Here is an 11,161-nt window from a genome sequence, read left to right on the forward strand (position 1 = left end):
AATTTAAACAAGTTAATTCAATAATTTACTTAAAAAATGGCTTAAAATTGTCATATTGAGTTTTGTGGCAAAATCGTGGCACATTAGTTTATAAGTAGTTGAAAATGCAGTATAGGCACGGGTTCCAGCTTATTGGTTCGAATCCTGCTCTCCCCACTAAAACGCTGCAAGCAATTGCAGCGTTTTTTTTGTGCCAACATGAACCTAAATTTTCCAAATTATTTCTCGAAAAAAAGTCCCCTCCCCTTATAAAAAGAGAGGGGACTTTTGAATTTAGCTTTTGCAGGTTTTTATTCCAGCATAAAGCTCACGCTTACATTTGCGGTTATCGTGATTTCTCCCTCAGCGAGAGTTTCACGAGTGCTGGCACTTTCGTCCATTGCCATTGATTTCATTCTTGCATAGACGGGCTGCGGTTGGTAATTTTGCGAGTTGTCGGTTATAGTCATAGCCCTTCCCACTTTTTGCCCTAAAACGGACACATAATCTTCAGCTTTAAGCTTGGCATCCTTCATCGCCATTTTTCTGGCGTCGGATTGATATTGAGCTACTTTTGAAGATTGAAAAACCACATTATCAATTCGGTTAATTCCTTGATTGACCAAACCTTCCATCAATTCATCGTATTTAGACAAATCTCTCAGTAAAATTTCAATAGTTTGGGTAGCGTTATATGTAGTTTTCTTTTTTTCGTAATCGAAAATCGGATTTAAGGAAACGCGCTGCGTTCTGTAATCGGCAGGCGCCAGATTCATCTTCTTTATCATCTTCAGCACCGCTTCCATTTGCTTGTCATTTTCCCTTTTTACGTCTTTGGCATTATTCCCTTTTGTCTCGACAGTTGCCGTTATAGTGGCTTGATCAGGAACAACCTTTATCTTTCCCTCCCCCGCTACACTGATTTGTGGAACTTGCTTCACTTCTTGAGCATATGACATGCTCATAAATAACATCGATAGAATTAATGCCGCTTTTTTCATATTGTAAAATTTAAGTTGTTTTTTCTGATGTATTCTCTTTCAATATCTATGCCATTATAGTTTCCCCATTTTGGCCATCGCAAAAAGGATAATGATAGGAATTGTTAATAGCACAACCATGAAGGTGTGTTCGACAAGCAAATGGGGATTGGTTACAAGAGTAATCATATAACCGCCTATGGCGCCCCCAAAATGAGCCGTGTGCCCTATATTGTCATTCTTGGCCTTCATTCCGTAGATTGAATACAGCAAATAAAGGATTCCAAAAAGATAGGCCGGAATTGGTATTATAAAAAAGATGCCCAACATCATATCCGGCTGCAATAGTATCGCGGAATATAAAACACCCGTAACGGCACCCGAAGCCCCTACAGCCCTATAGTTATAATCGTCTTTATGGAAGACGATAGTCAATAAACTTCCGAAAATTAAACTGCCAAAATAAACGACTACAAATAAAAAATTCCCCATATAAGCAACTACAACTGGGGCGAAAAAATAAAGCGTAATCATATTAAAAGCCAAATGCGCTATGTCTGCATGAAGAAAACCTGACGACAAAATCCTGATTTGTTCACCAGAACGAACCCTTCCCATATGAAATTCATATTTTCTAAAAAAGGAATGATCATTAAATCCTTTGTAGCTAAAAAGTACATTTGCAACGATTATTGCAATTAATATTAAATTCATAAAGTATGTTTATTGTGAATTGTAAATGTAGTGATTCTCCGATACTCCATTAGTACCTCCTTATAATTTATATGGATATTCATTTTTGGCTTATATTTGCAAGAAAAAATTCTGCATGCAATTTCTTATATTTATAATAGTTTACCCTTTTCTTTGGATGATTTCCATACTTCCGTTCCGAATTTTTTATTTGTTATCAGATGGGGTTTACTTTTTGGTTTATTATGTAGTAGGCTATCGCAAAAAAATAGTCAGAGCAAATATAGCCTTGGCGCTACCTCATCTCAGCCAGGAAGAACGTCTGTCAATAGAAAAAAAATCATACCGCCATTTATGTGACATGTTTATGGAGATGACAAAAACCATGACCATTTCATCAAAAGAGATGAACAAAAGATTCATAATCACAAATCTGGAACTCATCAAAGAATATGAAAAAAAAGAAAAAAGCATTATGCTTTTGGCATCTCATTATGCGAGTTGGGAATGGTTAATCACCCTAAATCAAAAAGTCAGTTACCAAGGTATAGGTGTTTATAAGAAAATCAGCAACAAATATTTTGACAAACTCATCAGAGACATCCGTTCAAAATACAACACAGAATTAGTTACCACCAGCAAAACAATTCCTCTAATTGCCAGCAACCAAAGAAATGGCATTCTTTCCATCTATGGCTTAGCGAGTGACCAATCCCCAAAAGCGGACAGAATATTTCATTGGGAAAGTTTCATGGGCGTTGAAGTTCCTGTTCACACGGGCGCTGAAATGCTAGCCAAAAAACATGATTTGAACGTTATTTTTGCGAAAGTAAGAAAAGTCAAAAGAGGATACTATGAAGCGACCCTAATTCCTTTGAGCGACAATCCCAAGTCTGTGCCCGATTTTGGAATTACCCACGCTTTCATCAAGGAGGTCGAAAAACAAATTTATGAGGCCCCCGAATATTATTTCTGGACTCATAAAAGATGGAAACATCGTCGCAAATAAATCAAAATCCATTGGGTTTTAATTAACTGTTGTTACCAAACTATTTTATTAATTTTGGTATTAATACACTGTAAAATGAATTTAAAAATCAACAATAGGTTTAGTACGGAACTGCCCGCGGATGTAAACGAAACGAATGTTACTCGTCAGGTTAAAAATGCCTGTTTTTCCTATGTAACCCCCAAGATTCCGTCCAATCCCAAATTAATACATTTTACTGAAGAAGTTTTAGAATTGCTCGGCATCAGCAGAGAAGAGGCACAATCGGTTGAATTCACAAATATATTCTCGGGAAAAGAAGTGCTTCCCGATACCCGTCCCTATTCCATGAGTTACGCTGGGCATCAGTTTGGCAACTGGGCAGGACAGTTAGGCGATGGGCGGGCCATCATTCTGGCAGAAGTCGAAAACAACCAACAGACATACGCCCTGCAACTAAAAGGGGCCGGACTAACTCCGTATTCTCGCGGAGCAGACGGGCTGGCCGTACTGCGCTCTTCCATTCGGGAACATCTATGCAGCGAAGCCATGTTTCATTTGGGGGTTCCCACTACCCGCTCGCTATCGTTGATCCTTACGGGCGACCAAGTGTTGCGCGACGTTATGTACGATGGTCATCCCGATTATGAGAAAGGCGCCGTGGTTTGCCGGGTGGCACCGTCCTTTATCCGTTTTGGGAATTTCGAGCTTTTCTCCTCCCAAAATGACCTGAAAACATTAAAATTACTCGCCGATTTCACCATCAAATATCATTTCCCTGAAATAAAAGAGGCCGGCAAGGAAAGCTACATTCAGTTTTTCCAGGAAGTAGCCAACAAAACCCGCGAAATGGTCGTGCATTGGCAGCGTGTGGGCTTTGTGCACGGAGTCATGAATACCGATAACATGTCCATACTAGGGCTTACCATAGATTATGGGCCATACGGCTGGTTAGAGGATTACAACCCAAATTGGACTCCAAACACAACAGATCGAGAAAACCGCAGGTATCGTTTTGGGAACCAGCCCGAAATTGCTCTTTGGAACCTGTATCAACTGGCGAACGCATTATACCCTTTGATCGAAGAGGCTGCTCCGTTAGAAGCTATATTAAATAGTTTTCAAACCAATTATGCAGCCGATTATGCCAATATGACCCGAAATAAGTTAGGCCTTTTTACCAAAGAAGAGAATGACAATCAACTTATTCATTTATTAACCGAAAATTTACAGCAGACAGAAACTGATATGACTATTTTCTTCAGAAAATTAAGTCAGCTGAAGAAAATGGAATCTGAAGAAAATGCTTTTTCAATCGTAACTGATTCCTTCTACAAAATAAACGAAGTTACGGATCGGGTAAAAGAAACATGGCTGTATTGGTTTACCCAATATTTGAATCGTTTGCGAAAGGAAGATACAACTGATGAGGACAGAAAAGCAGCGATGGATACCGTAAACCCGAAATACGTTTTGCGAAACTACATGGCACAACTGGCTATTGAAGCAGCTGATAAGGAAGATTATTCGTTAATAGAAGAATTACATCTTTTATTAAAAAACCCATATCAGGAACAACCACTATCCGAAAAATGGTTTACCAAACGGCCCGATTGGGCAAGAGAAAAAATAGGAAGTTCTATGTTGTCTTGCAGTTCATAGCAGACAACATAGAATTTATTTATTATCAGAATCTCTTTCGATTATAATGAAAACCAGTTTTTGACCAATTCATCCTCTAATGGTTGTGCCTTTTTATGCACAAACTCATTAGTGTCCCTGTTATAATCATAATCCAAAGCCCAACTCTTGTGGTTTTCGGCCAATGCTTTGATGCTGTTGCAAACGGATTCGATTTCAGCGGTTGTCGTTGTAGGGTGAATGGACATTCTGATCCAACCCGGCTTTCTGATCAAGTCACCAAGGCTAATTTCATCTATTAATTTATGGGAAGTTTCTTGATCCACATGCAGTAAAAAGTGCCCGTATGTCCCTGCACAACTGCAGCCTCCACGAGTCTGGATTCCGAATTTGTCGTTCAGTAATTTGACGCCCAAATTAAAATGCAAATCATCGACATAAAAGGAAATTACCCCTAGCCTATCTTGATGTTGGCCTGCAAGAATTTTAATATTGGAAATATTCCCCAATTGTGAGAAAACGTAATCAACGATTTCATGTTCTCGTTTCAGGATGCTTTCAATTCCCATTTTTTCTTTTAACTGAATAACAAGTGCGGTTTTAATCACCTGAAGGAAACCCGGGGTTCCGCCATCTTCCCTATCTTCAATATTCTCGATAAATTTATGCTCGCCCCAAGGATTTGTCCAAGAAACGGTACCGCCGCCAGGATTGTCGGGAACCAAGTTTTGATATAATTTTTTATTAAAAACCAATACGCCCGAAGTACCCGGTCCGCCAAGGAATTTATGGGGCGAAAAGAAAATGGCATCCAGATAACTTTCTGGATCTTCGGGATGCATGTCAATTTCCACATAAGGACCCGAGCAGGCAAAATCTACAAAGCAAAGTCCATTGTGCTGATGCATCACTTTTGCGGCTTCATGATATGGCGTTTTAATTCCGGTCACATTCGAACAGGAAGTAATCGATGCAATCTTGAAAGCCCTGTCTTTATATTTTTCTAGTACTATCTCTAGATTTTCTATACTGAATAAGCCATCTTCAGTGGAGGGTATTACTTCAACATCGGCAATTGTCTCTAACCAAGAAGTTTGGTTCGAATGGTGCTCCATGTGCGAAATAAAGACAATTGGTCTTTTTTCGGCTGGAATGTTTATGAAATCTTTGAGATTTTCTGGAACTTTCAACCCTAAAATACGTTGGAATTTATTGACCACACCAGTCATCCCAGTTCCATCAGTAATTAGAATATCATTTGCATCCGCATTTACATGATGTTTTATGATGTGTCTCGCTTTATGATAGGCTTTGGTCATTGCCATGCCTGAAATTGTCGTTTCCGTATGGGTATTGGCCACGAAAGGCCCGAACTCATTCATCAGTTTTTCCTCTATGGGACGATACAGTCGACCGCTTGCTGTCCAATCAGTATAGATGATTTTTTGTTGTCCATAAGGGGAAACGAAATTTTGGTCTATTCCTATGATATTCTTACGAAACTGTTGGAAATACAGTTCTAACTGGGTTGGAGATTCTTTAACGGTCATGACATTCAAATTTTAAAGTCCAAAGATATTGATTTTTGTGGTTTATACAATCTGTAGAATTAATCTGCATAGAAGCTGACATGTATAAAACAAAAAGTCCAAAAATAGAAAACCCTCCCAAAGCAATGCTCTGGGAGGGTTTAAATATATAAACTAGTGGGGTTACAAATCGAATCCTACTGAAAATTGCCAAACACGGTTGTGTGCTTTGTCATTATCATACAAATCACCAAGACCTAAATGATAACGAACTCCTAAGCTTATTCCGGAATCGGTTTTAAAACCACCACCAAAATTCATTCCCCAATCAAAATTGTTTGGATCTCTTGTTGTTGAACCACTGATGAAACCGTCATACTCTTCTTTATGCGATACTGCCAATCCTATTTGTGGACCTGCTTCCAAAAATACATTTTTAGAAGGATACGCTTTAAGCATTACCGGTAGATTGATATAATCCAATTTTTGGGTAAATGTCCCGTTGGCGTCCTTTATTTCATATCCTTGTTGTGAATACATTAATTCAGGTTGGATAGAAAAGCTTTCACTAATAAAAGATTCCCCGTAGACTCCCACATGAAATCCATGACGTTGTCCTGTTTCGCCTTCACCGTCATAACTCACGGCAGCTAAATTATACCCCCCTTTGATACCAAAGTTTGAATTAGACGATTTACCATCCTGTGCATTCATTGTTGTCATTGCTCCAAGCAATAAGGCTATTGATAAATATTTAATTTTCATAATTTTCTGTTTTTATATTAGATTTAATTTATACTCTTATTTTCCTCCGTTGGCACGAAGGTCTGCTATGCATTGCGAATCCAATTGTGGTGCCGATCCGCCGGAAACCATGTTTTTAATCCCGTTTCCTGATTCGGCTGACCAATACATCAAACAACTCTCGACATTGCAATGTTTTGGATGCGCCGTATCTTCATGGTTGCTTTGTAGAGCGGTACCAAAGTTAGTAAGTCCCAAAATATGGCCGAACTCATGGGTAATTACGGTTGTTTCCAGTAAACTTCTATTGGGTTCAAAAGGACTGTCGCTTAAACCTTGCAAGGTTTTTTCATAAATAACAAAGGAAGTATTTCTGTAAGCCGTACCCAGAACAAGTCCCGTATCGGTGTTACTGGCTGATTCTGCATCCGCAAAAAATGCCCAAACCGCTATCTGGTTCGATGAGTTGTATTTAGTCCTATTGGCATCTTCAATTGCCACAATATCCTGATTCGTATAACTGGTTTTCCCGGTTGAGGCAATTGCTCTTTTTACAACAGTGATTCCTTCAGGTTTGTATGTTCTGGCATTCAAAAAAGAAACAAAATTACTAATGGATGTAGCTGACGGCTCAAATCCTTGTACATATACCACTTCAATAACCATGCTTTTGAAAGCAGCATCAGACAGTAAATCATTAGCCGAACTTCCCGTTGTTTTTTGATTGTTACTGATCAGGTTTCCCTCGGCAGAAGTGTTGTTTGCGCTGTCGTCCTGCGCACAGGATACCAGTAATACGGCAGCCAGAGTTAATAATGCGATTCCTTTTTTCATTTTGTTTATTTCTAAATTTATATATAAAGTACAGCAACCGTTTCCGGTTACTGCACTTTAACCCAAACCAAACCCTTTAATTTATATTTGTTTCAAAACTACAGTTACTGCAGCGTTTGTAGTGCTTTGTAATGAGATAGATGTGGCGTTAAAACTTGTTACTTTCCAAGTGTTATTCAATAAATTGAAAGAAGCATTTCCCGAAAAGTTTAACTTCAAGAAAACATCCAATTCTGAACTCACCGCATAAGTACCCGTTGCCGCCGTAGTGATTGTATTCAACACTTTTATTGATTTATCATTAGCAAAATCTACAGTGTAATCTTTATAGTTATTTGCAGAATCAACTCCCGCTGTTATGAAAGACTGTACTTTAAACATTCCATTCACTAAAACTGTTTCCAAATTTTTTGAATTTTGTGCTGCTTCCGCCATTGTCGCTTCTGTTTTAATAGAGGCATTAATAGCCGCTTGAAATTCAGCATCGCTTGAAACTGTTGTATTTGTACCGTCAGCAAGTACCACAGTCATAGGATACTTCACAGAAAATAACTCGGTGCTGCTTACATTAGACATATACGCATATAGTTGTTGTTCAGATGTGATGACAATACTTCCCGTTTGCTCTAAACTTACATTATAAGTTAAAATGGTAATAGGAAAAGTAATATTCACCGAAGAAATCGCGTCTTGACCGGAAGCTTCTGCAGAAGAACATGCGTTAAGTATAGTGTTGTATTCTGATTGGTTGTTAACCGTAACCTCTGTATAGTTACTCATTTTAACCTTTAAAGGAAACTGAAGCGTAACTGAATCTTGGTCATTATTATATTGACCCAAAATAGAAATTACTTGCGTGTAATCCAATTGACTAAGTAGCGTTACTTTAACCCCGTTTACAGTTGCAGTAGCAGGCAATACAATAGAGGAACAAGAAGCACCGTCAAAAAAATCGTCAAATGAACCATCGTACATCGAAGTACGTTTTAAGTTATTGGCGGTCGTTGAGTTTGCGGCATTTGTATTTGGATTCTGACCTTGTACATCATCCACTTCACTTTGGCAAGATGTGAAACCTAATATTGACATCAATGCAATTCCTGTAATAGTTCTTAACTTTTTCATATTTAAAATTTTTATTTTTTATTTTAAGCGATGCTTTAAACGCCTTTCTGGTAGTAAGACAACCAATCTTAATTTTACCCTACCCTCATTTTAAAATAAAAAATATTTTTTTTTAGTCGGAAGAGAATCCCCTGCTGACAAAGGCAAAACTATTTATAAATGGCAGTTGTTCCTTTATACAATTAACCCTTTTTATTACAAAATTTACATTTGCATTATAATGAACCCTAAACATTGCCAGTAAAGAACGGTTCTGAAATAGTTCTATTGAATCCATCGCCTATACATTATTAAAAAAATAATCTATTTTTGCGACCTACTTAAAATGAATTGTAATAAATGAGCGACGACAAAAATAACCTTTGCGAGGAAACTCACTTCAATCACTTTTACATCAAAAATGTACAATCGGCTACGAATTTTGCCTACTACAAATGTGGCGATAGCGACGCCGCTTTAGATCTGGTCCAAGACGCCTTTACCAAAATATGGGAGAATTGTTCTAAAATCGATTTCACAAAAGTGAAAACCTATTTACTTACCACGGTGAATAATCTATTCCTAAATACCATAAAGCATAATAAAGTGGTTCTGGCTTACGCCAAAGAAACTCCTAACCTAGACACGAACAATCAGAGTCCAGAATACTTGCTGGAAGAAGAGGAATTCAAAATGAAGCTTCAAACTGCGATTTCGTCTTTGACCGAAGCTCAGCGCGAGGTGTTTTTGATGAATCGCATCGACGGGAAAAAATACAGGGAAATAGCCGATATTTTGGGTATATCCCAGAAAGCGGTTGAAAAAAGAATGTCTTCAGCTCTTAGAATATTAAAAGAACAAATCGAAAACATATAATTAATTGATTCGTAGTAGGGTAATTCCATGATGAGTTGTCTTACCGTTATAGAGGTTCAAAAATGAAAAACGAAAAAGAAATATTAAAATGGCTCAACGGCGAGCTTTCGAGTCAAGAAATCGAGGATTTAAAAAAATCCGAAGGTTTTGAACTACTTGAGAAAATCGCCCATTACACATCCAACTTGGAAACCCCAAAAGTGGATGCGCAGGCGGCCTTAGACCAATTTAAAGCCAGAAGCAAATCTAAAAAGGGAACCAAAGTTAGAACTCTTAACTTTAAAACACTATTTAGGGCAGCCGCCTTGCTGGTCTTGCTATTGACTAGCGCCTATTTCTTGTTTTACAATACCACTACCACATTTGAAACCCAGATAGCGCAAACCAAATCGTTCCGTCTTCCTGATGATTCCGAAGTTTTATTGAATGCCGCATCGAAGATAACTTTCAAGGAAAAAAAATGGGATAATAAACGTGCCTTAACTTTGGAAGGGGAAGCCTATTTTGAGGTAAAAAAAGGCCGGAAATTTAGCGTAAACACAGCCGATGGTGTAGTTCAAGTACTGGGAACCCATTTTAACGTAAAACAGCGCAAGAATTATTTCGAGGTGAGTTGTTTCGAAGGTTTGGTTAGTGTAACACACAATAACGAAACCGTTAAGTTGCCAGCAGGAAAAACTTTCAGATTGATCAATAACCATATCGAAGACGTGCCCGATACCGATGCGCAAAACCCATCGTGGATGCAGCAGGAATCCAGTTTTGACCGCATTCCGTTAGATCAGGTCATTGCCGAATTAGAACGCCAATTCGACATTAAAATTAAAACGGAAGGGGTCGACACTTCAAAATTATTTACGGGAAGTTTCAGCCATAAAGACCAAAAAATTGCACTAGAGGCCGTAACCATTCCACTTAAACTCAGTTATAAAATAGAAGGCAAAACCATTATATTTTACAACTATGAAGTTAAATAAATGGCTCTTTTACCTACTCTTATGTATAGGAAGCATTGGATATGCCCAAAAAACAAATGACAAAATCCCGTTAGCAGCGGTAATCAGTTCCATTGAGCAGCAGTTTAACGTGAAATTCTCGTATGCTGTCGAAGACGTGGCAGGAATTGCCGTTGAGAAACCCGCTGCAACACTTACGTTGCAAGAGACAATGGATTACCTGAACTCCAAAGTGCTTCTGAACTTCAAAGCGCTAGACAACCGTTATGTTACCGTTTCTGTTCTCAACAAGACAATCTCCGTTTGTGGTACTGTCTTTTCGGAAGAATTGAAAACACCTCTTGTGGGCGCTACGGTACTTGTGGGAAACTCAGTTGCAATCACCAATAAAAATGGTTTTTTTACGATTCCCAACGTTCCTATAACCGCTACAATTTCAATTTCCTATCTGGGTTATGAAGGCAAACAGTTTACGGCAAATCAATTATTCTCGACCTCAAGCAGCTGCAAGACCCTTTTTTTAAAGACAAGCAATGAGGAACTGAATCAGGTTTTGATCAATGTGTATTTAACTCCAGGATTACAAAAATACCTGGACGGAAGCACTGTCCTGAATACCAAGAAATTTGGGATATTACCTGGCTTAATCGAGCCAGACGTATTGCAATCGATACAAGTATTACCTGGTGTGGAAAGCACCAATGAAAGCATAGCTAACATCAACGTTCGCGGGGGCACAAATGACCAAAACCTAATGATTTGGGACAATATCAAAATGTACCATTCGGGTCATTTCTTCGGGCTGATATCGGCCTACAACCCAAATCTGACCAACAA

At 38.5% G+C, this 11,161-nt stretch carries 11 protein-coding genes; 5 read left to right on the plus strand and 6 right to left on the minus strand.

The features are described 5' to 3' along the window. Positions 1–290: 290 nt before the first annotated feature. Both VIH09_RS03885 and VIH09_RS03890 read right to left on the minus strand, forming a co-directional pair. Entirely contained in the window at positions 291–980 is a 690-nt protein-coding gene (locus VIH09_RS03885) for an SIMPL domain-containing protein (protein ID WP_331578074.1), read from the minus strand. Positions 981–1,034: 54 nt separating this feature from the next. Next, positions 1,035–1,673, minus strand: a complete 639-nt coding sequence (locus VIH09_RS03890) for a rhomboid family intramembrane serine protease (protein ID WP_331578076.1) — start codon at positions 1,671–1,673, stop codon at positions 1,035–1,037. A 115-nt stretch (positions 1,674–1,788) separates the two neighbouring features. Between VIH09_RS03890 and VIH09_RS03895 the strand changes: the two genes are divergently transcribed. Then, positions 1,789–2,661, plus strand: coding sequence for a lipid A biosynthesis acyltransferase (locus VIH09_RS03895; RefSeq protein WP_331578078.1), 873 nt, complete (start codon positions 1,789–1,791; stop codon positions 2,659–2,661). 75 nt (positions 2,662–2,736) lie between these two features. Next, complete coding sequence (locus VIH09_RS03900; protein ID WP_331578080.1) at positions 2,737–4,302, plus strand: protein adenylyltransferase SelO; 1,566 nt, start codon at positions 2,737–2,739, stop codon at positions 4,300–4,302. A 41-nt stretch (positions 4,303–4,343) separates the two neighbouring features. Here the strand turns inward: VIH09_RS03900 and VIH09_RS03905 are convergent, their stop codons facing one another. The 4 genes from VIH09_RS03905 to VIH09_RS03920 form a co-directional block, all read right to left on the minus strand. After that, a complete protein-coding gene (locus VIH09_RS03905; RefSeq protein WP_331578082.1) occupies positions 4,344–5,831 on the minus strand; it encodes an aminotransferase class V-fold PLP-dependent enzyme in 1,488 nt (495 codons plus the stop codon). Between the two features lie 162 nt (positions 5,832–5,993). Then, positions 5,994–6,575, minus strand: a complete 582-nt coding sequence (locus VIH09_RS03910; RefSeq protein ID WP_331578084.1) for a porin family protein — start codon at positions 6,573–6,575, stop codon at positions 5,994–5,996. Between the two features lie 36 nt (positions 6,576–6,611). Beyond that, on the minus strand, positions 6,612–7,388 hold the full coding sequence (locus VIH09_RS03915) for a membrane metalloprotease (protein ID WP_331578086.1): 777 nt from the start codon (positions 7,386–7,388) through the stop codon (positions 6,612–6,614). Between the two features lie 81 nt (positions 7,389–7,469). Further along, positions 7,470–8,513 carry a hypothetical protein gene (locus VIH09_RS03920; protein WP_331578088.1) on the minus strand — a complete coding sequence of 348 codons (1,044 nt, stop codon included), beginning with the start codon at positions 8,511–8,513 and terminating at the stop codon, positions 7,470–7,472. Between the two features lie 339 nt (positions 8,514–8,852). Between VIH09_RS03920 and VIH09_RS03925 the strand changes: the two genes are divergently transcribed. The 3 genes from VIH09_RS03925 to VIH09_RS03935 form a co-directional block, all read left to right on the plus strand. Next, positions 8,853–9,368, plus strand: a complete 516-nt coding sequence (locus VIH09_RS03925) for an RNA polymerase sigma factor (RefSeq protein ID WP_331578090.1) — start codon at positions 8,853–8,855, stop codon at positions 9,366–9,368. 62 nt (positions 9,369–9,430) lie between these two features. Next, positions 9,431–10,345, plus strand: coding sequence for a FecR family protein (locus VIH09_RS03930; protein WP_331578092.1), 915 nt, complete (start codon positions 9,431–9,433; stop codon positions 10,343–10,345). After that, positions 10,332–11,161 (plus strand): carboxypeptidase-like regulatory domain-containing protein (locus VIH09_RS03935; protein ID WP_331578094.1); only part of this gene is annotated, 830 nt, incomplete at its 3' end. The genes VIH09_RS03930 and VIH09_RS03935, both read left to right, overlap by 14 nt.

This window comes from Flavobacterium sp. (genome assembly GCF_036515215.1).
In the GTDB taxonomy this organism is placed as follows: Bacteria; Bacteroidota; Bacteroidia; order Flavobacteriales; family Flavobacteriaceae; genus Flavobacterium.